Source organism: Noviherbaspirillum agri (assembly GCF_054780595.1).
In genome coordinates, this window is the sequence record NZ_BAAGWA010000006.1 from 245,468 (window position 1) to 266,698 (window position 21,231).

The window sequence follows — 21,231 nt, forward strand, 5'->3', positions numbered from 1 at the left end:
AAAGACATGGCAAGAAGACAATTCGATTTAATTGTATTTGATTGGGACGGTACGTTGATGGACAGTACCGCGACTATCGTTACCTGTATTCAGGCAGCCGCCAAAGACCTCGGTTTGCCGGTACCGGACAAGAAGCAGGCGTCCTATGTGATAGGACTTGGCCTCCAGGATGCAATGCAAGCGGTTCTTCCCGGATTGGAGCCCAAGTATTATCCGCACATGGTCGAGCGATACCGTTATCACTACCTGACAAAGGACAAGGGGCTGGCTCTGTTTGATGGAGTAAGGGAAATGCTTGCGGATCTATCTCAACAGGGCTACTTCCTTGCTGTCGCGACCGGCAAGAGCCGGGTCGGACTCAATCGCGCCCTGGACGCGGCAAACCTGTTGTCGGTATTCGACGCAACCCGCTGCGCAGACGAAACCTTCTCTAAGCCGCATCCCGCCATGCTGCAGGAACTGACGCGCGAACTTGGGCAAGACATGCAACGGACGGTGATGATCGGCGATACCACCCACGATATGCAAATGGCAACCAATGCAGGTGCGGCAGGCATTGCGGTTCATTACGGGGCACATTCGAGCAGCGAGCTTGAAGCGCTGAATCCGGTGTTTTCAGCGAACTCAGTGTTTGAATTGCATCAGTGGCTACAGGAAAATGCATAGTTCCCATTTGGATGGCGAAGCGATTCCCATTTGTGCATCGGATGCTGTTGTTGAGGGCGGGAAAGGCGTGCGCTTTCCGGTAACAGCCGGCGGTGAGGATAGAACCGGTTTCGTAATTCGTTATGGCAATGTTGTCTACGCATACCTGAATCGCTGTGCGCACGTGCCCATTGAACTCGACTGGAATGAAGGAGATTTCTTCGAGTCCAGCGGACTGTATCTGATGTGTTCTACGCATGGTGCTATCTATACGCCTGAGAACGGCCGGTGTGCCGGCGGACCATGCAAGGGAGGGCGTTTGCAACCCATCACGGTGTTCGAGCAGGATAACTGGATTTATTGGCGGCCTGATGAATACATCAGGCCGATGCGGGCATAATCGCCGGCTCTATCGGAACAAAAGCAGGAAGAAGAGATGACTGACAATAACTACGACCAGATGAGTTCAAGCAATCCGACGCCGCCGCAACCTCGCGCCACTGGGTCTTGGGAGCGAGAGCTCTTGGAAAAGCTGGCTTTTTCGGCGCTCAAGGAGCAGCGGGCGCGGCGTCGTTGGAATATTTTCTTTCGATTTGTCACTCTTGCTTTTATCGGTTTTGGTCTGTGGATCGCATCCGGATTGGGCGATCAGGAAGCCGAAGTGGTCGGGACACATACCGCATTGATCGAAATCGATGGAACCATTGAAACTGGTACGGCCGGTGCCGCCGACGCGGTTATTCCGGCGCTCAATCGCGCTTTCGCCGACGAGAATTCCGTCGGTATCATCCTTCGCATCAATAGCCCGGGTGGCAGCCCGGTGCAGGCGGGAATGATCAATGATGAAATCGTCCGTTTGCGGAAAGAATATCCGCGCAAGCCGCTCTATGTTGTGGTTGACGAAATTTGCGCATCAGGCGGCTACTATATTGCTGCTGCTGCAGACAAAATTTTCGTCAACAAGGCCAGCATTGTCGGCTCCATCGGCGTCCTGATGGAGGGCTTCGGGTTTACCGGCCTGATGGAAAAACTCGGTGTTGAGCGTCGGTTGATGACCGCAGGTGAAAACAAAGGATTCATGGATCCCTTCAGTCCGCAAAGCCAGCAGCACAAGAGCTATGCCCAGGAAATGCTGAATGAGATTCATCAGCAATTTATCGATGTTGTGCGGCAGGGGCGCGGTGACCGCCTAAAGGAAACGCCGGAAACCTTTTCCGGACTGTTCTGGAGTGGTAGCAAGGCGGTCGAAATCGGTCTTGCCGACGGTTTCGGTACCGTGGATACCGTGGCGCGCGACGAATTGAAAGCAACGGATATTGTTGACTACACGCAACATGAGGCGCTGTCTGAGCGACTCTTGAAGAAGTTCGGCGGTGCCGTGGGTGAAGGGGCCGCAACCTCGGTTTGGGGCGGTACACTGAAGGCCGGAATTAAATAGCACCTGGCTCACTGTGGGCGCTATGGGCGCACTGTTTGTATCTGACACGAGGGCTTTTGTGTATCAGTCTCGATGGATTTCCTTGAAAGTTTCGAGCGACGATTTATATTGAAAGTGTTCGGTTCAGTTTCGATCCTTGTACGGCATAACAAGCATGTGATAGGAAAAACTCGTGAACCGGGCGCTTATTGCCGCGTCTCGGACGCGGTTATGAGAAGCTTCGGTCTTCTCGAAGACTGCCCGATGGGCATGCAAAACGGCGGCGCAATACCGCCGTTTTGCGCATTGATGGATCCGTTGTTCTTCAGCTTGCGAGCATCAGGAACACCGTAGGCTTTTTCTGGATTGCCGGAAGCTTTCCCGCTCTGATCTCGGCAAGCCATCTGCTGGCAGGTTGCGTCAGGATCGATTCGGTTTTCAGACTCAAATCAGTCGCAATGCAAATCAACGTACTGGGATTGCAGGTCGCGGACAAGGTCTCCAGCATCGCCGCATTCCTGTAGGGCGTCTCAATGAACAGTTGTGTCTGCTTTTCTGTCCGTGATCGATCTTCAAGCAACTTAATTCGCTTGGCACGTTGCCCCGCGTCGGTGGGCAGATAACCGTTAAATGCAAAACTCTGTCCATTAAGTCCACTTGCCATTACTGCCAGCAACAGCGAGCAGGGACCAACCAGTGGCTTGACTTGGATTCCTTGTTGGTGCGCGAGGCGTACGAGGTTCGCCCCCGGGTCAGCCACTGCAGGGACACCTGCCTCGGAGATCAATCCAGCATCCCGCCCGGCTTTTACGGGGATAAGCAGGTCGGGAAGGGTGTTGATGTCCGTTTTTACATTTAATTCGTTGATCTGGATTTCTTGTATCGGTTTCGCAAGCGGATGTGCCGCGGAAATCTTTTTTAGATAGGCGCGCGTACTCTTTGCATTTTCTGCAATGAAGTAATCGAGTCGCGCGGTAACTGCCTGCACTGCTTCCGGAATGATGTAAGCCAAGTCGTTCGCCGCGGCTGAATCCAGTCCGCCAGTGCCCGGTGTTTCAAGAGTGCAGGGAATGAGATAGAGGGTTCCAGTCATGTTCTAGGCCCTGAAGAAAGAAACGCCAGCGCGTCGAAGCATGGTTGTCAGTGCAATGAGCGGCAGTCCTGTCAATGCAGTCGGATCGGTGCTTTCAATTCTTTCAATGATCGCAATTCCCAAGCCTTCATTCTTCGCGCTTCCGGCGCAGTCATAGGGCTGTTCTATGCGTAAATACGCGTCCAGTTCGGCTTCGGGCAGGTCTCGGAATGTGACGAAGGTCTGGATATTCTCGACTTGGGCAGCCTGATTGGAGTTTTTAGTGCGCCCGTCCCAGACGCAAAGCGCGGTATGGAAAACTACTTCGCGTCCACGCATCTCCATAAGTTGACTCAACGCGTTTTCATGCGAGCCCGGTTTTCCGATTTGCTTCCCATTGAGGGTCGCCACCTGATCGGAGCCAATTACCAAGGCCGGGCCAGCCTTTGCTGCAACAGCGCGTGACTTTTCTCTAGCAAGGCGAATCGCAGTTTCTTCTGGCCCTTCGCCAGGAAGCGGCGTTTCATCAATATTTGGTACAAGAATTTCGAAGGGCAAGTGTAGTCGGGACAGTAGTTCCTTTCGGTATTTCGAGCTCGATGCCAGGATGAGTCGTGGAAAAAGAGTGGTCGGTGCAGTCATTTGCGCCTTGTTCTTCAGTGGTTGCAGCTCAAAAGTGATCTAACACTTTGACGAATAAGGGAAAAGCCTGTTATTATCGCAGGTTTTCCGGGCTCGGCTTCGTTGTATGAATCCTTTTGTGATCGACGCGTTTGAATTCTGTCGGCTCAAAGAGCGCCGAGAGGGTGAGGTCGCGGTTGCCAATTTGCCGCGGCTGGCGGCGGAGTCGGTTGATAGTTTCGGCACGGTGCGCTGGTCTCTTCAAGGCGGCAGTGACAAACAGGGGTATCCACAGTTGGTGTTGTCAATAACCGGCTCTGTGCGCCTGATGTGTCAACGATGTTTGGCGCCGTTTGTGTTCGATGTGGCGTCAGAGTCGGTGCTGATTCTTGCTCCGGACGAAAGTGGTGCGGATGAGGTTGACGCATTGCTTGGAGATGAATCGGTGGAGGTCATAGTGGGCAGTCGCACCTTTGACGTCGGGCAGCTCATCGAGGACGAGGCGTTGCTGGCAATTCCTCTTTCGCCCAAACACGAGACTTGCCCGGATCAGCTGATGGTGGATGCTGGAAAGGATGCAGAGAAAGTTTCGCCGTTTGCCGTATTGAAGAATTTAAAGCAATAAATTTTCGGGTTGCAGCAGGAGTTCCCGGTATGCAAGAAGTTGGCAGGCCGGATATGTTAAAATTTCAGATCTTAAGGTTTAGGAGTCATCATGGCCGTTCAACAGAACAAAAAATCCCCCTCCAAGCGTGGTATGCACCGTGCACACGATTTTCTGGTTGCTCCCCCGCTGGCAGTAGAGCCGACTACTGGCGAAACTCATCTGCGTCACCACATCAGCCCGAACGGCTATTATCGTGGTCGCAAGGTCCTCAAGACCAAGAACGACGAGTAATTTCGCACATTGTTCAAAGCTAAAAGCGGCGCAGGTTTGACTTGGCGCCGTTTTTTCATATGCTGAAAAAGCGCATTGCGTCATTTTGAATCACGCCTGATCTCGCCCGCAAGGCGGTTAGAGTGAGGTACTGAGTCAAAACAATGACAATCAAAATTTCCATAGACTGCATGGGTGGCGACCACGGCCCGTCAGTCACGATTCCCGCCGCTGTCTCCTTCGCTAATCACGAACCTGACGCCGAGTTGATTTTGGTCGGTCAACAGGAAGCCATTCACGCGGAGCTGAAAAAGCTCAATGCAGAAGGACATCCGCGCCTTTCAGTGATCCACGCTACAGAGGTTGTCACCATGGACGACCCAGTGGAAGTCGCGCTGAGACGAAAAAAGGACTCCTCGATGCGCGTGGCTATCACTCTGGTAAAGGATGGGCGCGCGCAGGCATGCGTATCAGCGGGTAATACAGGTGCGCTGATGGCGGTGTCGCGTTACGTCCTGAAGACCATCCCTGGAGTGGATCGCCCGGCTATTTGCACACTTATCCCGAATCAGAAGAATGCCGCAACCTACATGTTGGACCTCGGTGCCAACGTGGATTGTGAACCACAGCATCTGCATCAGTTTGCCCTGATGGCCTCGGCTTTGGTATCCGCTCTCGAAGAGAAGCCGTCGCCGACGGTTGGCCTGCTCAACATCGGCGAGGAAGACATCAAGGGTAACGAGGTCGTGAAGCAGACCGCGCTGCTGCTGCGCGCAGACCATCAAAAGGGAATGCTGAACTTCTACGGGAACGTCGAGGGTAATGACATATTCGAGGGTACGACCGATATCGTTGTCTGCGACGGTTTTGTCGGAAACGTAGTCCTGAAGGCATCGGAAGGGCTGGGGCGCTTCGTGAAAAGTGCGTTGACAGCCGAGTTCAAGAGTAATCCTGTGAATATGCTCGGGGCGCTGATAGCGGGAGGGGCAATCAGGTCCTTCTCCCGCCGCATGAACCCGTCGCGCTACAACGGCGCGAGCCTTCTGGGCTTGCGTGGACTTGTTTTCAAGAGTCACGGTGGAGAGGACGCATATGGCTACGAATGGGCAATCAAGCGCGCATTTGAAGCTGCGAAGCATGATCTTCTTTCTCATATTTCGCACACCATCGCAGAATTGATGCCTCAGCCAGCTTCTCCTTCGGCGCCGGCACCTGCAAGTCCGGTTACGGTACTCACTCAATAGAAATCGGAATGGCTCTCTATAGCAAAATCATCGGTACGGGAAGTTTTCTTCCGGCACGGCGTGTCACCAATCACGAGCTTGCCGCTCAGTTGGCGGAGAAAGGTATCGAGACTTCAGATGAATGGATCGTGTCGCGTAGCGGTATTTCGGCTCGCCATTATGCGGATCCAGGTGTCCAGTCTAGCGATTTGGCGGTTGAGGCAGCTAAGCGAGCGCTAGAGATGGCTCGCCTTGGTCCGAATGATATTGACTTGATCATCGTGGCAACCTCCACCCCGGATCACTTTGGTGGTTTCCCAAGCACCGCATGCGTCGTACAACGCAAGCTGGGAATCAGAAACGAGTGCGCGGCATTTGATGTGCAGGCTGTCTGCAGTGGATTCGTATATGCGGTTTCTATTGCCGATAGCTTTATTAAAGCCGGTGTCCACAGAAACGTAATGATCATCGGTGCCGAGGTGTTCTCGCGCATTCTGAACTTCGAAGATCGTACGACATGTGTGCTCTTTGGAGATGGTGCCGGTGCCGTAGTGTTGACCACATCTGATGAGCCAGGGGTCCTGGCCACAAAGCTGCATGCGGATGGGAGTCATGGTCACATTCTCTGTATCCCGGGAAGTGTCAGTGGTGGGGCAGTGGAAGGTAGTGCCTTCCTTTACATGGATGGGCAGGCAGTTTTCAGGCTTGCAGTGTCGGTGCTCGACAAGGTGGCCAACGAGGCGCTTAAAGCCGCGGACATGAGCTCCTCGCAGATTGACTGGCTCATTCCACATCAGGCCAATATCCGCATCATGCAGGGAACGGCAAAGAAGCTTGGTCTGCCGATAGAGAAGATGGTGGTGACTGTCGACCAGCATGGGAACACATCGGCAGCGTCAATTCCGCTGGCACTCGATGCTGCCGTGCGTGATGGGCGTGTCAAGGCAGGGCAAAACGTAATGATGGAAGGTGTTGGCGGTGGGTTCACTTGGGGTGCGATCCTCGCTCGCATGTAATTAATTTTCAACATAACGAAGAATGACAAAATTTGCATTTGTATTTCCAGGTCAGGGATCGCAAGCCATCGGTATGCTGAATGGCTTTTCCGATGATCCGGTGGTCCGCCAAACCGTAGAAGAAGCATCGGACGCTCTTGGTGTCGATCTTGGCAAGTTGATTGCGGAAGGTCCCAAGGAAGAACTCGATCTGACTACCAATACTCAGCCGGTAATGCTGACTGCTGCAGTTGCGTATTATCGAGCGTGGATTGCCGCTGGTGGTCCAGTTCCCGCAATTGTTGCTGGACATAGTCTGGGTGAGTATTCGGCTTTGGTTGCGGCCGGAGCACTTGCATTCAAGGATGCTGTTCCTCTTGTGCGGTTTCGCGCAAGGGCGATGCAGGAAGCGGTTCCGGTTGGGCAGGGTGGTATGGCGGCCATCCTTGGTCTGTCGGATGAAGATGTCCGGGTCGCATGTGCGGAAGCAGCGCAAGGCGAGGTGGTCGAGGCCGTCAACTTCAACGCTCCTGCCCAGGTAGTTATTGCGGGCCATAAGGGGGCTGTCGAACGCGCCTGTGAAGCTGCAAAAGCCAAGGGGGCAAAACGCGCGCTGCCACTGCCTGTATCTGCTCCGTTCCATTCCTCGTTGCTGAGGCCGGCATCGGATCGTCTGCGTAACTACATGGAAAAACTGCCGTTCGCAGTTCCGCAAATTCCGCTCATTAATAACGTCGATGTCGCGATCGTGCAAGACGTTTCGGCCATAAAGGATGCTCTCGTTCGCCAGGCGGCAAGCCCGGTGCGATGGGTCGAGACCATCCAGAAAATGGCGGTCGACGGCGTGACGCATGTCGTGGAGTGCGGGCCCGGTAAGGTGCTTGCTGGCTTGACCAAACGTATCAACAGTGACTTGATTGGCGAGTCCATCGTTGATCAGGCGTCTTTGAATAAAGTGATGGAGTTAGTGAAGTGAATCTGAATAACCAAATTGCGCTGGTTACGGGTGCAACTCGCGGCATTGGGCGAGCGATTGCTCAGGAAATGGCGCGGCAAGGTGCGAAGGTGGTAGGCACGGCAACTTCGGAGTCTGGAGCTGCAGCGATCACCGATTACCTTGCGGCCATCGGTCCGGATTGTGGCAAGGGCGTTGTCCTCAATGTGACCGATGCCGAGCGATGCATTGCGGTCGTCGAGCAAGTGCAAAAGGAATTCGGCGGTCTGGCGATCCTGGTCAATAACGCAGGTATTACGCAAGATCAGCTTGCAATGCGAATGAAGGATGAGGAATGGGATGCCGTCATTTCGACTAACCTTACTGCCGTCGCACGCCTTTCTCGTGCAGTCTTGCGCGGCATGATGAAGGCCAAGCATGGACGCATCATCAATATAACCTCCGTAGTTGGTTCTGCAGGAAACCCGGGGCAAATGAACTATGCAGCTGCCAAGGCCGGCGTCGCCGGTATGAGCCGCGCGCTTGCTCGCGAAATCGGAAGCCGTAACATTACTGTGAATTGTGTAGCGCCGGGCTTTATTGACACCGATATGACAAGGGAGTTGGGTGACCAGCAGGCATCAGCATTGATGCAGCAGATTCCTCTTGGGCGTTTTGGGCAACCGGAGGATATCGCCGCCGCAGTAGCGTTCCTTGCTTCGCCACAAGCCTCTTACATTACCGGCACGACACTGCACGTGAACGGTGGCATGTTCATGAATTAAGTAATATTCGCTACTTTTGGCTGAAGTTTAGGTGCCGTTGAAAACAGAAGCCAAAAGTGAATTTTCGTTGCGCAAACCTGATAAAATGCGCGCACTTTCTGTAACCCACTGGAGGGATAATATGTCCGATATCGAACAACGCGTTAAGAAGATCGTCGCTGAACAACTGGGCGTCGCTGAAGCAGACATCAAGAATGAATCGTCGTTCGTTGATGACCTCGGTGCCGACTCTCTTGACACCGTTGAACTCGTGATGGCTCTTGAAGACGAGTTTGAAATGGAAATTCCGGACGAACAGGCGGAGAAGATCACTACGGTGCAACAGGCGATCGACTACGCCAAGGCACACGTCAAGGCTTAATATTGTTTTTGATCGATTCAGGAGAACCGCTTGAGCCGCTCACGTGAACGTCGCGTCGTAGTGACTGGCCTCGGTTGCGTTTCCCCCGTTGGTAATTCTATTGCCGACACTTGGGCAGCGCTACTCGAAGGCAAATCGGGCATTGCGACCATCACAAAATTTGACGCCACGCCTTTCTCCACGCGTTTTGCGGGTGAAGTAAAGGGCTTCAATATCGAGGACTACATTCCTGGTAAGGAAGCGCGCCACATGGACGCCTTTATTCATTACGGCATGGCCGCAGGAATTCAGGCGATTCAGGATAGCGGCCTAACGGTGACCGACGAGAATGCTGATCGAATTGGCGTCATCGTCGGCTCCGGTATCGGTGGTCTTCCAATGATTGAGGAGACACATGCCGAGTACGTGAATCGCGGGCCGCGTCGTATCAGCCCATTCTTTGTGCCGGCATCGATCATCAACATGATCTCCGGCCATCTTTCGATCAAGTACGGTTTCAAGGGGCCAAACCTCGCCATTGTGACGGCATGCACGACCGGCCTGCACTGCATCGGTGCGGCAGCGCGCATGATTGAATATGGTGATGCAGATGTCATGGTTGCTGGGGGCGCTGAATCAACGGTGTCGCCGTTGGGCGTCGGCGGATTTGCTGCTGCACGCGCGCTATCCTCACGCAACGACGACCCGGCTACCGCCTCCCGACCCTGGGATAAGGATCGCGATGGTTTTGTGCTCGGCGAAGGTGCTGGTGTCATGGTGCTGGAAGAATACGAGCACGCAAAAGCGCGCGGTGCCAAGATTTATGCAGAAGTCCTCGGCTTTGGCATGAGTGCGGACGCGCATCACATGACGGCCCCACTTGACGATGGAGACGGTGCGCGTCGCTGCATGATTGCTGCACTGAACAATGCACAGGTCAATCCTGATCAGGTTGATTACGTCAATGCGCATGGCACTTCAACTCCATTGGGTGACGTTGCCGAGACGATTGCAATCAAACGTGCACTCGGTGATCATGCCAAGAAGGTCGTCGTAAACTCGACAAAATCCATGACTGGCCACCTGCTGGGCGGTGCTGGTGGATTGGAGTCAGTAGTCACCGTGCTTGCGGTGCATCAGCAGGTGTCCCCGCCAACAATCAATATCTTCAACCAGGATCCCGCCTGCGATCTCGACTATTGTGCAAACACTGCACGTAATATGCCTATCAAAGTCGCAGTGAAGAACTCGTTCGGTTTTGGTGGCACGAACGGCACCCTCATCTTCGGCAAAGTCTGATTAGATGCGTCCCTCTCTAAACAGAGAGGGGCGTTGCTGAGCTTTCCCATCATGTCTATCGCGGTCTCCGCCATAGTTCAACCCTCACGCGCTTTGTTCGTGATGGTGACTGCTATGTCGGGTATCGTCGCATCAGTTGCTCTAACGGTTGCTCTCGGACTCGTCGGAGAGTTGTCCGTCCTGATACGATCCGGCCTTACAGGCCTATTGCTTATCCTCGCAGTTTTTGGGTTTTATCATGGCACCAGCCATCGAAAAACCATACATATTGATATCTCAGGAGCAGGGCAGATCCGCTTGACTAAAATGAACGAAAGCGGGTCTTGTGCAAACGCGAACTGGCCGCATGTAGAAGACTCTGCGGAAGTGGTTCAAATTTCAAGGGATTCCACGATATGGCCGCATCTGCTGCTTTTGCGCTTGCAGTCAGACAGTGGAATCGTGAGCACGTTGCCGATTTTGCCCGATAGCGTTTCGCGGGACAGCTTTCGGTCACTCTCGGTTGCGTGCCGTTGGATTGCTGCGCGCAATAATCCTCCTTCAGTCGAGGATGGCCAGAATTTTTCGAAGTAAATTGAACTTCTTGCATTTCCTACAGTCAACAGCTTTAGCCGCGTATATGTTGCAACGAAACAAGGGAACGGGGATTGACGACAGAACGCGACATTGACCAACTGCTTGTCGAGCGTGTCCAGCGCGGCGATAAAAAAGCGTTCGAGTTGCTAGTATCCAAATATCAAAGGAAACTTATGCGGCTCGTATCGCGGCTTGTTCGCGACCAGGCAGAAGCCGAGGACGTTGTGCAGGAGGCCTTTATCAAGGCTTACCGCGCCTTACCCCAGTTCAGGGGTGATTCGGCGTTTTATACATGGCTATACAGGATCGGCATCAATACAGCGAAGAACTACTTGGTTACACAAGGTAGGCGCGCGCCGACTTCCACTGAAGCCGATGCTGAAGAGGCAGAAACTTTTGATGACGGTGAGCACCTAAGAGACATTAATACGCCTGAATCCATGCTCGCCACGAAGCAGATCGCCGAGACGGTAAATGTGGCGATGGACGCACTTCCAGATGAGCTAAGAATCGCAATTACATTGCGTGAGATCGAAGGGTTGAGCTACGATGAAATCGCGGAAGCAATGGGATGCCCTATAGGAACCGTTCGCAGTCGCATATTCCGGGCTCGAGAAGCGATCGCGGAAAAGTTAAGGCCGTTGCTGGGCACCGCGATTGACAAACGCTGGTGACCGCAGGTGCAGGCAAGACAAAATTTGTATGGTTGTGTAGTGGTTTAATAGGGATTGGCGCAGCCAGAACGAGGTAGGTATGAAAACGAGAGAAATGGCCCGGGAAGAAATTTCCGCACTTATGGATGGGGAATTAGCTGGTCACCAAGTTGATGTGACCTTGGCTGCGTTGCGTCAAAAGGAGGGGCGCGCCGATTGGAATGTGTATCACCAAATCGGCGATTTGTTGCGCTCAGACGACATGGCGGCTCCCCTGAGCCCGGGATTTGCAGAGCGTATGGCGGCACGTCTCAACGCTGAACCTGCGATCGTTGCGCCGATCACGATGCCAGTCTTGGAAGAGGCTTCAGAAAAAGCATCCCAGCCGTACCGAGTAAAACGTTGGGCCATGCCTGGGATGGTGGCCGCTGCTGCAATGGCGGCTGTGGCGTTTGTCGCCACCCCTCAGTTGATGGTCGCAACGGAGGAAGGCAATACTGACGCATCATCTTTGGTTGTGTCCGCGAAACGAGTGGATTCCGAACCATCTCCGGTCGTGGCAGGCAAAATCCCGGAAGGTGTCGTATTGCGAGATCCTCGTATTGACGAATACCTCTTGGCGCACCAGCGTTTTTCTCCTTCTTTGTATAGCTCAGCACAATATGCGCGATCCGCGGCCTTTGCTGCAGAGACTGGTAAATGATTCATATGCGGCAAACACTCGTTTTACTTAAGTTTGTCGTTGCACTGTCGATCCTTCTCACACTTTCCGCGAAAGCGGAGATCCCCGAGCCACCCGGCGACAGTAGGCAGGCTCACAATTGGCTGAGGAAGATCCAGTCCGCCGCGCAAAGGCTGAATTATTCTGGTACGTTCGTCTATCAACAGGCGAATCAAATGCGTACCTCGCGGATTACGCATCTCAAGGATGGCAAAAACGAGATCGAGAAGCTCGAGATTCTTGATGGTAAGCCGCGTGAATATATTCGTAATAATGAGGAGGTGATTTGCTACGTCCCCGAGACTAAAACCTTACTGGTCGAAAAGCGCATAACGCACGATGTGTTTCCATCCATTCTTGCGGCGAATCCATCGGACTTGACCGAGTTTTATAACGTTCGGCAGGGAGAAGTCGGGCGTGTAGCCGGATACGACTGCCAGGCGATCATTCTTGAGCCGAAAGACGGACTTCGCTATGGGTATAAGCTCTGGGCAGAAAAAGCGACAGGTCTTTTGTTGCGTGCACAAACGCTGAATGAAAAGCGAGAGGTAGTGGAGCAGATTTCGTTCACGCAGGTAACCATCGGCAATATTGACCCGAGCCGAGCGAAGCCGACTTTTTCGAATACTAGAGATTGGCACGTCGAAAATGCAGTAATGAGCCAAGTGGATTTGTCTGGTTGGAGCGTTAAGTCTCTTCCACCGGGATTTAAGAAGATTCGAGAGGTGAAGCGAATGGTGACCGATGCATCTGCATCGGGAAGTGCTTCCTCATCAGTTCAAGCCGGGAGAGTGCAAAATCAACGCGAGGTTTCGCAAATGGTTTTCTCAGACGGGCTTGCAGCGATTTCGGTCTTCATTGAACCGGGTTCCCAGAGTCGCACTGAGGGCTCGTTGCAGCAGGGGGCGCTAAATATCATTGGTAAGCGGCAGGGCGACTTTTGGCTTACCATTGTGGGCGAGGTACCGCCGGCGGCGATCAAACAAGTCGCCAATTCGATTGAATTCAAATCTAAATAGCTAAAAAAATAGGATTTTATGAAAACAATCTCTTCCGCTCGAAAAGCTTTGTGGTCGCTTCTGCTCGGTGCGGCCTATCTTCTCGCCGCACTACCTTTAGCCGGGGGTACGTCTTCTGTCCATGCAGCGACAATAGCAGGACTGCCCGATTTCGCAGACTTGGCCGAAAAGGCAGGGCCGGCAGTCGTTAATATCCGCACCACCGAACGAGTGAAGCCGGGGCAAGGAGGTGGTGTGCCGGGTAGTGAAGATGAGGAAATGCAGGAGTTTTTCCGTAGATTTTTCGGCATTCCTGTCCCGCCTCGGCAACCGGAGCGCGCACCGCGCAATCGTAGGCAGGCGCCGCAAGAGGAGGAGGTGCCGCGTGGCGTTGGTTCCGGTTTCATCATATCTGCGGATGGATTTGTCTTAACCAATGCGCACGTGGTTGAGGGCGCAGATGATGTTTATGTGACGCTTACCGACAAGCGCGAGTACAAAGCAAAAATTATCGGTGTCGATAAGCGAACCGATGTGGCTGTCGTCAAAATTGATGGGAATAATTTACCTCGGCTCACAATCGGAGATCCGAACAAGCTAAGGGTTGGCGAGTGGGTTATCGCGATTGGCTCTCCCTTCGGTCTTGATAATACAGTGACTGCCGGTATCATCTCAGCGAAGGCGCGCGATACCGGGGACTACCTGCCATTGATTCAGACCGATGTGGCGGTCAATCCGGGAAATTCCGGTGGCCCGCTAATCAATATGCGTGGCGAGGTAGTCGGTATCAATTCACAGATTTATAGTCGATCGGGTGGCTATATGGGAATTTCGTTTGCCGTTCCTATCGACGAGGTGATGCGAGTAGCAGAGCAACTTCGTACGTCCGGCCGTGTTACGCGCGGTCGTATTGGTGTACAGATAGGTGAAGTTACCAAGGATGTCGCTGAATCGCTTGGTTTGGCACGCGCTCAGGGCGCCCTCATTCAGCGCGTCGAACCAGGTGGCCCAGCAGAAAAAGGCGGCCTCGAAGCCGGAGATATCATTATCAAGTTCAATGGCACATCGATTGAGAAATCAACTGATCTTCCGCGTCTGGTCGGGGCAACAAAGCCGGGCACACGTGCGACTCTCACGGTCTGGCGTAAAGGGGCAAGCAAGGAAATCACCTTGATGGTTGCGGAGCTGGAGCCCGAAAAAGCCGCAAAGAAGGATGAGCGGAAGCCCAAGCCCGAGCAACCTGCGAACGCGCTCGGATTGGTCGTAAGCGACCTCTCCGATGCGCAAAAGAAAGAACTCAAGATCGAAGGCGGCGTGATTGTCGACGCTGCTGAAGGTTCTGCTGCACGCGCGGGACTTCGTGCCGGCGATATCATACTTCAGCTCAATAACAATGATGTGCGAGATGCAAAGCAATTCAACTCTCTGGTTGCCAAGCTGGAACCTAGGCGAATGGCTGTAGTTCTGGTGCGACGAGGGGACGCGTCGCAGTTCGTTCCAATTCGGCCGAACGGGCCACAGTAAAAGCGTTTTAACGCATGATCGGAGCTGCAGCCGCTGGCGGTCTGCAGCTCTTTTCTTTTCAAGGTGTGAAGAGGCTGGACAACATCGCGCCAGTGATATTGTGATGGAGCGCTATACTTCAATTGTTATCATCGTTTTTTGATTTGTACGTGCATTATTAAATTCTGCCGTGATTCATTTCGCCCTTTATTCCCGCTCTTATTGTCATTTATGCGACGACATGCTGGAGGCACTTCAAGCTCTGAGCAGCGAATATCCCTTTACGATCGAGTTGGTTGATGTCGATGCTGATGAAACCCTCGTGGCGCAATTTGATGAACTCGTGCCGGTGTTGTTCGGATGCAGAAATGGCGGAGAGTCAGTGCAGTTGTGCCATTATTTTCTGGATGAGGCAAAGGTCCGGGCTTTCCTCGCGGCGCCGTGAATCCGGCGGCATACCGCGCAGTGCGCACCATCAGAGCGGATATATACGGTTTTCCCCTCTGAAATCCGGTAAAATGCCGGCTATCTAAAACCCTTCTGTCATAAGGCGCTCGCTTGGGGGCTCCCCCTGCTCAGAGCGCCTTTTTTGCAATTGCATCTTAGTTAATGAATAACATTCGCAATTTCTCCATCATCGCCCATATCGACCATGGGAAGTCGACTCTTGCGGATCGCATCATTCAGCTCTGCGGTGGGTTGTCCGACCGCGAAATGGAAGCGCAGGTTCTGGACTCAATGGATCTGGAGCGCGAGCGGGGGATCACCATCAAGGCGCAAACAGCAGCGCTTACCTACACGTCGCGTGACGGCAAGGTGTACAACCTCAATCTCATCGATACGCCCGGGCATGTCGATTTCAGCTACGAGGTGAGCCGCTCCTTATCTGCATGCGAAGGAGCATTGCTTGTCGTCGATGCATCCCAAGGCGTAGAGGCGCAGACAGTCGCAAATTGCTATACGGCGCTCGACTTGGACGTAGAAGTCATTCCGGTATTGAACAAGATTGACTTGCCATCAGCGGACCCAGACCGTGCGATAGCGGAGATTGAAGATGTCATCGGCATCGACGCAACGGACGCGGTGCGCTGCTCCGCCAAGACAGGCGAGGGCGTTCAAGACGTGCTTGAAGCCCTGATTGCGAAAGTTCCACCGCCGAAAGGTGATCCAACAGCGCCGTTGCAGGCGTTGATTATCGATTCATGGTTCGATAACTATGTTGGCGTTGTCATGCTCGTTCGGATTGTGAACGGGACGCTACGACCGAAGGACAAGATCTCGCTGATGGCGACTGGTGCGCAGTATCTAACGGAAAGCGTTGGCGTGTTTACGCCCAAATCGCAATCAAGGGAAGCGCTGTCTGCTGGACAGGTCGGTTTCGTCATCGCAGGCATCAAGGAACTCAAGTCGGCACGTGTCGGCGACACGATTACGCTTGCAGCAAAACCTGCAGCAGAGCCGCTGCCTGGCTTTAAGGAAGTGCAGCCACAAGTGTTTGCCGGTCTGTTCCCCGTGGAGGCGAATCAGTACGATGCGCTGCGCGACTCGCTTGAGAAGCTCAAGCTTAATGACGCTGCGCTGCAGTACGAACCGGAAGTGTCGCAAGCACTTGGCTTTGGCTTCCGTTGCGGTTTCCTCGGTCTGCTGCACATGGAGATCGTGCAGGAGCGCCTCGAGCGCGAGTTCGACATGGACTTGATCACCACTGCACCGACTGTCGTCTACGAGGTGGTAAATCGTGATGGTACGGTCATTATGGTCGACAACCCATCCAAGATGCCCGAGCCGTCGAAAATTGAGGAAATCCGCGAGCCGATCGTCACAGTCAATCTCTACATGCCCCAAGAGTATGTCGGCTCAGTCATTACGCTTTGCACGCAAAAGCGTGGTGTTCAGATCAATATGAGCTATCACGGTAAGCAAGTGATGCTGACTTACGAGATGCCGATGGCGGAAATTGTGCTCGATTTCTTCGACAAGCTTAAATCGACTTCGCGTGGCTATGCATCGATGGACTACGAGTTCAAGGAGTATCGCGCAGCAGATGTCGTCAAAGTTGACATGCTGATCAATAGTGAGAAGGTGGACGCGCTCGCGATCATCGTGCACCGCTCCAGCAGCCAGTATCGGGGACGTGCTGTAGCCGCAAAGATGCGCGAACTGATTCCTCGGCAGATGTTTGACGTCGCGATCCAGGCTGCGATTGGTTCCAATATCATCGCGCGCGAGAACGTCAAAGCGATGCGTAAGAACGTCCTCGCGAAGTGCTATGGTGGTGATATCACACGGAAGCGGAAGCTCCTCGAGAAGCAGAAGGCGGGCAAGAAGCGGATGAAACAGGTCGGTTCAGTAGAAGTGCCCCAAGAGGCATTCTTGGCGATCTTGCAAGTGGAGGATAAATGAGTTTGCAGGCAATTCTTGGCAATTTTGCATTAATCCTATTTATCCTCACCATTTCAACCGGCATTATCTGGTTTTTGGATGTTTTTTATTTTGGCAAGCAACGTAGGGTGAGGGCAGATGCTGCGTTGGCGGAGTTCGATTCCCGTCAAGCGCGATTAAGGTCCGAAGGTATCAAGACCGACGAAAGCGGCCGTGCCAAGCTGGAAGCTGAGTTGCTGAAGCAGCCAACCTGGATTGAGTACTCTGGTAGCTTTTTCCCCGTTATTGCGCTTGTATTCTTTTTGCGCTCATTTCTGTACGAACCGTTCAAGATTCCATCGAGCTCGATGGTACCGACGCTGGTAATCGGCGATCTGATCCTGGTGAACAAATTCACCTATGGCATCCGCCTGCCGATCGTCAACAAGAAAATCATAGACATAAACGATCCGCAGCGCGGTGACGTAATGGTTTTCAAATATCCGAAGGATCCGTCGCTTGACTATATCAAGCGCGTAATTGGAGTCCCGGGCGACAAGATCGTTTACAAGAACAAGCGCCTCACCATCAATGGAACCGCAGCAGTTTATGAGCCTTTGCCGGATTACCTTGATGAAGAACATCTGACCTATTCTAAACAATATAGGGAGAATGTCGGAGATGTTTCCTACAAGATATTGAATGATGATCGCGCTCCGTCTTATATACAGAATCCTGATCCTTTTCCGAAACACGAGTTTTGTAGTTACAACGCAGAAGGTTTTAGTTGCACGGTCCCCTCTGGACATTACTTTATGATGGGGGATAATCGGGACAACAGTCTCGACAGTCGATATTGGGGATTTGTACCGGACGAAAATATTGTCGGAAAGGCATTTTTTGTCTGGATGAATCTTGGAGATCTCAAGCGTATCGGCAGTTTTCAATAATTAGATTTACCGCGGGAGGCGAGCATGAATTTTTTATCAAATAAACACTTTCGACAGCATGGGCTGTCATTAGTCGGTTTCATGTTCGTCATAGTTATTGTGGCACTCCTAGCTGTATTGGGTATGAAGGTTGTTCCCTCCATAGTTGAATATACGGCGATCAAGAAGGCGATCGTCAAGGCCAAGGAGGCTGGGACAACCCCGGCAGAAATCAAGGCTTCCTTTGATAAGCAGGCATCTGCTGGCTATATTGAGTCGGTATCCGGGAGGGATCTGGAATTTTCAAGCAGCGGAAGCGGCACAGAAGTCAGCATCGCTTATCAGAAAAAAATTCCACTTGTTGGGCCGGCAAGCTTGGTCATTGATTACGCGGCAACAACGGAGAGCAACAGGCCCGCACGAAAGATTGATTGAACGCGCTGATACGACGATTCTCGATGGATTTCAAGTTACTGCAAGATCGGCTGGGCCATACCTTCAAGGACGCTGCACTGTTACAGCAAGCCTTGACTCATCGCAGCCATAGCGGCGTCCATAATGAGCGCTTGGAATTCCTGGGTGACTCCGTCCTGAACTGTGTCGTCGCATCGTTGCTGTTTGAACGCTACAGCAAGATCGACGAGGGTGATCTTTCTCGCCTTCGAGCCAATCTCGTCAAGCAGCAGTCCCTCTATGAAATTGCCCAGCGACTTGAGCTCTCCCAATTCCTTCGTCTCGGTGAAGGGGAGCTGAAATCTGGTGGTTTTCGTCGTCCGTCAATTCTTGCGGACACATTGGAGGCACTCTTCGGCGCCATTTTCCTGGATGCGGGTTTTGATGCGGCGCGTGACGCGATCAGGGCGCTTTACATCCCCATCCTTGACACCGTAGATCCTAGAACACTCGGCAAGGATGCCAAGACATTGTTGCAAGAGTTTTTGCAAGGTAAAAAGCTCGCACTTCCACAGTACAACGTTGTGGCAACCCATGGCGCCGCGCATAATCAGGAATTCGAGATTGAATGCCTGGTGCCCAAATTAGACATCCAGGTGTTCGGGACTGGCGGAAGCCGGCGTGCTGGCGAGCAGGCGGCTGCAAAACTGGCGTTAGAGGCAGTTCAGAATGCGCTCGTGAAGACCGCAGCATCGGGTCGTAAGACCAAGCCACGTGCATCTCAATTGAAGCTTGCTGGTATCGCAACGATACAACCGGATGCTCCGGTAGAGGATGCATCGGCAAAGAAAGGGGCAAAGGCGGCTAAAGGTGAAAAATCTGAAGCCAAGCACGATGCCAAGCAAAGCAAGCTGGACCTGAAAGCCGAGGCGAAGGCAAGCGAAAAAACACTTTCCCCGCAGAGCCCGGATTCATCTTCCTCATCGCCGAGTAATGGGAGCGTGACTGAGCCAGCTTCTTTCCCCTCGGCTACCTAATTCAACATAGCATGACGCTTCCTGAAGCACTTTCTGATTTTCGATGTGGTTACATCGCGATCGTCGGACGCCCCAATGTCGGCAAGTCGACATTGATGAATGCCTTGATTGGTGCCAAAGTCAGCATTACGTCTCGTAAGGCTCAGACAACACGCCATCGAATTACGGGCATACAAACGACGGCAAACACGCAATTCATTTATGTCGATACGCCAGGTTTTCAGACGCGGCACTCGAACGCCCTGAACCGGACACTTAATCGTACGGTAACCAATACGCTGACGGCGGCAGATGTAATTCTTTTTATTGTCGAAGCGGGAAGCTTCGGCGAGGCCGATCGGCAGGTGGTAGCGTTGTTGCCGGAGAATGTGCCGTGCATCCTTGTGATCAACAAGGCGGATCGCGTGAAGGACAAAGCCCTTCTGATGCCTTTTGCTCAGCAGGTAAGCGTTGCAGGCAACTTCGCTGCAGTAGTGCCTGTGTCTGCAAAGCAGCGTTTCCAGCTTGATGCCCTCGAGGATGAGATTCGTAAATACCTTCCCAAGAACCCGCCGGTATTTGCTGAAGACGACATCACTGATCGTAGTGAAAAATTCCTTGCCGCAGAGATTGTCCGGGAAAAGGTTTTTCGCTTTGTCGGTGATGAACTTCCATACACGAGTACGGTGGTAATCGAGAAGTTTGAGGAAGAGGGAAGTCTACGCCGTATTTTTGCCGCGATTCTGGTCGAACGTGACAGCCATAAGGCTATGGTTATTGGCCAAAAAGGATCGAGGCTGAAGGAAATCTCGACGCAGGCTCGCCTCGACATGGAAAAGTTGTTTGGCGGTCCCGTTTATCTGGAGATCTGGGTGAAGGTCAAATCCGGCTGGGCGGATAACGAGGCGGGATTGCGGGCCTACGGTTACGAATAAATCTCTCTTTCATGGTTTCGGGAAAAGCAGAAGAAAATCCCCGGTCAGTCATGCGTTTGACAAGCGGCGATGAGAAGAGTCCGTCACATCCGTCGCGGTGTGCCGAAGCGACTGAGACGGCGAAGGATTCTTCTTTCGCTGCCGACGATGAGTCCTCGCAACCCGGCAAGACGAAGGTGCGCGCCGGAGCCCAAGTGTCGACTCGTCCCAAACTTCCTGAAAAGGAACACCGGGTTGTTGGCCAGCCCGGTTTTGTTTTGCACAGTTACCCTTACAAGGAAACCAGCCTCATCGTTGATGTCTTTACTCGAGACTTCGGACGTATCGCATTGATTGCAAAAGGGGCAAAGCGACCGCACTCCAAGCTTCGAGGTGTACTTCAGACCTTCCAGCCTCTTTCCGTCGGATGGAGCGGGAAAGCTGAAGTGCGGACCTTGACCACCGCGGAATGGATAGGCGGGCTATTACCGCTGGAAAAATCTGCGCTTCTGTGCGGCTTCTATCTCAACGAGCTTTTGGTAAAGCTGCTCGCACGGGACGATCCACATCCGGCGCTTTTTGATCATTACATCGCGACTATCAACCAGCTTGGGCATAATGAGCCTGCCCCAATCGTATTGCGAAAGTTCGAGCGGGCCCTGTTGAAGGAAACGGGCGTTGGCGGCAACTTTACGGTTTGTTCCGATACGGGAAAACGGATCGATCCGGAAGGAATTTATGTGGTCGACCCCGAGCGCGGGCCGCGAACTCCTCATCCGGCGGACACTGCGCCTCGTGTATCGGGCAAGACGCTGCTCGATATGGAACAGGAGGACTATAGCGATGGAACCACCCAGATGCAGAGCAAATTCCTGATGCGTTCCTTGCTTGCACACCATTTGGGCGGGACGCCGCTCAATACGCGACAGATTCTGATAGATTTGATGCAGTTATAACCC

At 53.0% G+C, this 21,231-nt stretch carries 25 protein-coding genes; 23 read left to right on the top strand and 2 right to left on the bottom strand.

Annotated elements, in window-relative coordinates:
- Positions 1 to 6 precede the first annotated feature (6 nt).
- Genes ACYVIA_RS13175 through ACYVIA_RS13185 form a run of 3 tightly spaced genes read left to right on the top strand, consistent with a single transcriptional unit; the run spans position 7 to position 2,083 of the window.
- Complete coding sequence (locus ACYVIA_RS13175; protein ID WP_460841463.1) at positions 7 to 666, top strand: HAD-IIIA family hydrolase; 660 nt, start codon at positions 7 to 9, stop codon at positions 664 to 666.
- Positions 659 to 1,045 (top strand): Rieske (2Fe-2S) protein, encoded by a 387-nt coding sequence (locus ACYVIA_RS13180; protein ID WP_460841465.1) that lies wholly within the window; start codon positions 659 to 661, stop codon positions 1,043 to 1,045. The genes ACYVIA_RS13175 and ACYVIA_RS13180 overlap by 8 nt, the downstream gene beginning before the upstream one ends.
- Before the next feature lie 36 nt (positions 1,046 to 1,081).
- Positions 1,082 to 2,083 carry a S49 family peptidase gene (locus ACYVIA_RS13185; protein ID WP_460841466.1) on the top strand — a complete coding sequence of 334 codons (1,002 nt, stop codon included), beginning with the start codon at positions 1,082 to 1,084 and terminating at the stop codon, positions 2,081 to 2,083.
- A 304-nt stretch (positions 2,084 to 2,387) separates the two neighbouring features.
- Here ACYVIA_RS13185 and ACYVIA_RS13190 read toward each other — a convergent pair whose 3' ends face one another.
- Both ACYVIA_RS13190 and ACYVIA_RS13195 read right to left on the bottom strand, forming a co-directional pair.
- A complete protein-coding gene (locus ACYVIA_RS13190) occupies positions 2,388 to 3,155 on the bottom strand; it encodes an SAM-dependent methyltransferase (protein ID WP_460841468.1) in 768 nt (255 codons plus the stop codon).
- Positions 3,156 to 3,158: 3 nt separating this feature from the next.
- Entirely contained in the window at positions 3,159 to 3,776 is a 618-nt protein-coding gene (locus tag ACYVIA_RS13195; protein ID WP_460841470.1) for a Maf-like protein, read from the bottom strand.
- A 106-nt stretch (positions 3,777 to 3,882) separates the two neighbouring features.
- On the opposite strand from ACYVIA_RS13195, the gene ACYVIA_RS13200 reads away from it, so the two are divergent.
- From ACYVIA_RS13200 to recO, 20 genes are all read left to right on the top strand, one after another.
- Complete coding sequence (locus tag ACYVIA_RS13200) at positions 3,883 to 4,380, top strand: YceD family protein (RefSeq protein WP_460841471.1); 498 nt, start codon at positions 3,883 to 3,885, stop codon at positions 4,378 to 4,380.
- Between the two features lie 90 nt (positions 4,381 to 4,470).
- The gene (gene rpmF, locus ACYVIA_RS13205; RefSeq protein WP_089399413.1) at positions 4,471 to 4,653 is read left to right on the top strand and encodes a 50S ribosomal protein L32; all 183 of its coding nucleotides are present in this window, start codon (positions 4,471 to 4,473) and stop codon (positions 4,651 to 4,653) included.
- A 143-nt stretch (positions 4,654 to 4,796) separates the two neighbouring features.
- Positions 4,797 to 5,876 (top strand): phosphate acyltransferase PlsX, encoded by a 1,080-nt coding sequence (plsX, locus tag ACYVIA_RS13210; RefSeq protein ID WP_460841474.1) that lies wholly within the window; start codon positions 4,797 to 4,799, stop codon positions 5,874 to 5,876.
- Between the two features lie 8 nt (positions 5,877 to 5,884).
- On the top strand, positions 5,885 to 6,871 hold the full coding sequence (locus ACYVIA_RS13215; protein WP_460841476.1) for a beta-ketoacyl-ACP synthase III: 987 nt from the start codon (positions 5,885 to 5,887) through the stop codon (positions 6,869 to 6,871).
- 22 nt (positions 6,872 to 6,893) lie between these two features.
- Positions 6,894 to 7,826, top strand: a complete 933-nt coding sequence (fabD, locus tag ACYVIA_RS13220; RefSeq protein ID WP_460841479.1) for an ACP S-malonyltransferase — start codon at positions 6,894 to 6,896, stop codon at positions 7,824 to 7,826.
- On the top strand, positions 7,823 to 8,569 hold the full coding sequence (gene fabG / locus ACYVIA_RS13225) for a 3-oxoacyl-ACP reductase FabG (protein WP_460841480.1): 747 nt from the start codon (positions 7,823 to 7,825) through the stop codon (positions 8,567 to 8,569). The genes fabD and fabG overlap by 4 nt, the downstream gene beginning before the upstream one ends.
- A 121-nt stretch (positions 8,570 to 8,690) precedes the next feature.
- Positions 8,691 to 8,930, top strand: coding sequence for an acyl carrier protein (gene acpP, locus ACYVIA_RS13230; RefSeq protein ID WP_040041346.1), 240 nt, complete (start codon positions 8,691 to 8,693; stop codon positions 8,928 to 8,930).
- 30 nt (positions 8,931 to 8,960) lie between these two features.
- The gene (gene fabF, locus ACYVIA_RS13235; RefSeq protein ID WP_460841482.1) at positions 8,961 to 10,208 is read left to right on the top strand and encodes a beta-ketoacyl-ACP synthase II; all 1,248 of its coding nucleotides are present in this window, start codon (positions 8,961 to 8,963) and stop codon (positions 10,206 to 10,208) included.
- Positions 10,209 to 10,259: 51 nt separating this feature from the next.
- A complete protein-coding gene (locus ACYVIA_RS13240) occupies positions 10,260 to 10,781 on the top strand; it encodes a protein YgfX (protein WP_460841572.1) in 522 nt (173 codons plus the stop codon).
- A gap of 74 nt (positions 10,782 to 10,855) precedes the next feature.
- Positions 10,856 to 11,458 (top strand): RNA polymerase sigma factor RpoE, encoded by a 603-nt coding sequence (rpoE, locus tag ACYVIA_RS13245; RefSeq protein ID WP_057293164.1) that lies wholly within the window; start codon positions 10,856 to 10,858, stop codon positions 11,456 to 11,458.
- Between the two features lie 79 nt (positions 11,459 to 11,537).
- Positions 11,538 to 12,140 (top strand): sigma-E factor negative regulatory protein, encoded by a 603-nt coding sequence (locus ACYVIA_RS13250; protein ID WP_460841484.1) that lies wholly within the window; start codon positions 11,538 to 11,540, stop codon positions 12,138 to 12,140.
- Between the two features lie 5 nt (positions 12,141 to 12,145).
- Positions 12,146 to 13,177, top strand: a complete 1,032-nt coding sequence (locus ACYVIA_RS13255) for a MucB/RseB C-terminal domain-containing protein (protein ID WP_460841574.1) — start codon at positions 12,146 to 12,148, stop codon at positions 13,175 to 13,177.
- A gap of 18 nt (positions 13,178 to 13,195) precedes the next feature.
- Positions 13,196 to 14,680, top strand: a complete 1,485-nt coding sequence (locus tag ACYVIA_RS13260; RefSeq protein ID WP_460841486.1) for a DegQ family serine endoprotease — start codon at positions 13,196 to 13,198, stop codon at positions 14,678 to 14,680.
- Positions 14,681 to 14,849: 169 nt separating this feature from the next.
- On the top strand, positions 14,850 to 15,104 hold the full coding sequence (locus tag ACYVIA_RS13265; RefSeq protein WP_460841488.1) for a glutaredoxin family protein: 255 nt from the start codon (positions 14,850 to 14,852) through the stop codon (positions 15,102 to 15,104).
- Between the two features lie 164 nt (positions 15,105 to 15,268).
- Positions 15,269 to 17,062, top strand: coding sequence for a translation elongation factor 4 (gene lepA, locus ACYVIA_RS13270; RefSeq protein ID WP_460841489.1), 1,794 nt, complete (start codon positions 15,269 to 15,271; stop codon positions 17,060 to 17,062).
- Positions 17,059 to 17,970, top strand: coding sequence for a signal peptidase I (gene lepB / locus ACYVIA_RS13275; RefSeq protein WP_460841491.1), 912 nt, complete (start codon positions 17,059 to 17,061; stop codon positions 17,968 to 17,970). Before lepA ends, lepB begins: the two co-directional genes overlap by 4 nt.
- 24 nt (positions 17,971 to 17,994) lie before the next feature.
- Complete coding sequence (locus ACYVIA_RS13280) at positions 17,995 to 18,384, top strand: DUF4845 domain-containing protein (RefSeq protein ID WP_460841493.1); 390 nt, start codon at positions 17,995 to 17,997, stop codon at positions 18,382 to 18,384.
- Between the two features lie 23 nt (positions 18,385 to 18,407).
- Positions 18,408 to 19,379: a ribonuclease III gene (gene rnc / locus ACYVIA_RS13285; protein ID WP_460841576.1), complete on the top strand. Its 972-nt coding sequence runs from the start codon at positions 18,408 to 18,410 to the stop codon at positions 19,377 to 19,379.
- An 11-nt stretch (positions 19,380 to 19,390) separates the two neighbouring features.
- Complete coding sequence (gene era, locus ACYVIA_RS13290; RefSeq protein WP_460841495.1) at positions 19,391 to 20,293, top strand: GTPase Era; 903 nt, start codon at positions 19,391 to 19,393, stop codon at positions 20,291 to 20,293.
- 50 nt (positions 20,294 to 20,343) lie between these two features.
- On the top strand, positions 20,344 to 21,228 hold the full coding sequence (recO, locus tag ACYVIA_RS13295; RefSeq protein ID WP_460841497.1) for a DNA repair protein RecO: 885 nt from the start codon (positions 20,344 to 20,346) through the stop codon (positions 21,226 to 21,228).
- Positions 21,229 to 21,231 lie beyond the last annotated feature (3 nt).

What these genes read in the sequence shown, in the direction of transcription:
- ACYVIA_RS13175 (WP_460841463.1), top strand. Translation starts at nt 7, where the DNA reads ATGGCAAGAAGACAATTCGATTTAATTGTATTTGATTGGGACGGTACG.
- ACYVIA_RS13180 (WP_460841465.1), top strand. Translation starts at nt 659, where the DNA reads ATGCATAGTTCCCATTTGGATGGCGAAGCGATTCCCATTTGTGCATCG.
- ACYVIA_RS13185 (WP_460841466.1), top strand. Translation starts at nt 1,082, where the DNA reads ATGACTGACAATAACTACGACCAGATGAGTTCAAGCAATCCGACGCCG.
- ACYVIA_RS13190 (WP_460841468.1), bottom strand. Translation starts at nt 3,155, where the DNA reads ATGACTGGAACCCTCTATCTCATTCCCTGCACTCTTGAAACACCGGGC.
- ACYVIA_RS13195 (WP_460841470.1), bottom strand. Translation starts at nt 3,776, where the DNA reads ATGACTGCACCGACCACTCTTTTTCCACGACTCATCCTGGCATCGAGC.
- ACYVIA_RS13200 (WP_460841471.1), top strand. Translation starts at nt 3,883, where the DNA reads ATGAATCCTTTTGTGATCGACGCGTTTGAATTCTGTCGGCTCAAAGAG.
- rpmF (WP_089399413.1), top strand. Translation starts at nt 4,471, where the DNA reads ATGGCCGTTCAACAGAACAAAAAATCCCCCTCCAAGCGTGGTATGCAC.
- plsX (WP_460841474.1), top strand. Translation starts at nt 4,797, where the DNA reads ATGACAATCAAAATTTCCATAGACTGCATGGGTGGCGACCACGGCCCG.
- ACYVIA_RS13215 (WP_460841476.1), top strand. Translation starts at nt 5,885, where the DNA reads ATGGCTCTCTATAGCAAAATCATCGGTACGGGAAGTTTTCTTCCGGCA.
- fabD (WP_460841479.1), top strand. Translation starts at nt 6,894, where the DNA reads ATGACAAAATTTGCATTTGTATTTCCAGGTCAGGGATCGCAAGCCATC.
- acpP (WP_040041346.1), top strand. Translation starts at nt 8,691, where the DNA reads ATGTCCGATATCGAACAACGCGTTAAGAAGATCGTCGCTGAACAACTG.
- ACYVIA_RS13240 (WP_460841572.1), top strand. Translation starts at nt 10,260, where the DNA reads ATGTCTATCGCGGTCTCCGCCATAGTTCAACCCTCACGCGCTTTGTTC.
- ACYVIA_RS13250 (WP_460841484.1), top strand. Translation starts at nt 11,538, where the DNA reads ATGAAAACGAGAGAAATGGCCCGGGAAGAAATTTCCGCACTTATGGAT.
- ACYVIA_RS13255 (WP_460841574.1), top strand. Translation starts at nt 12,146, where the DNA reads ATGCGGCAAACACTCGTTTTACTTAAGTTTGTCGTTGCACTGTCGATC.
- ACYVIA_RS13260 (WP_460841486.1), top strand. Translation starts at nt 13,196, where the DNA reads ATGAAAACAATCTCTTCCGCTCGAAAAGCTTTGTGGTCGCTTCTGCTC.
- lepA (WP_460841489.1), top strand. Translation starts at nt 15,269, where the DNA reads ATGAATAACATTCGCAATTTCTCCATCATCGCCCATATCGACCATGGG.
- lepB (WP_460841491.1), top strand. Translation starts at nt 17,059, where the DNA reads ATGAGTTTGCAGGCAATTCTTGGCAATTTTGCATTAATCCTATTTATC.
- ACYVIA_RS13280 (WP_460841493.1), top strand. Translation starts at nt 17,995, where the DNA reads ATGAATTTTTTATCAAATAAACACTTTCGACAGCATGGGCTGTCATTA.
- rnc (WP_460841576.1), top strand. Translation starts at nt 18,408, where the DNA reads ATGGATTTCAAGTTACTGCAAGATCGGCTGGGCCATACCTTCAAGGAC.
- era (WP_460841495.1), top strand. Translation starts at nt 19,391, where the DNA reads ATGACGCTTCCTGAAGCACTTTCTGATTTTCGATGTGGTTACATCGCG.
- recO (WP_460841497.1), top strand. Translation starts at nt 20,344, where the DNA reads ATGCGTTTGACAAGCGGCGATGAGAAGAGTCCGTCACATCCGTCGCGG.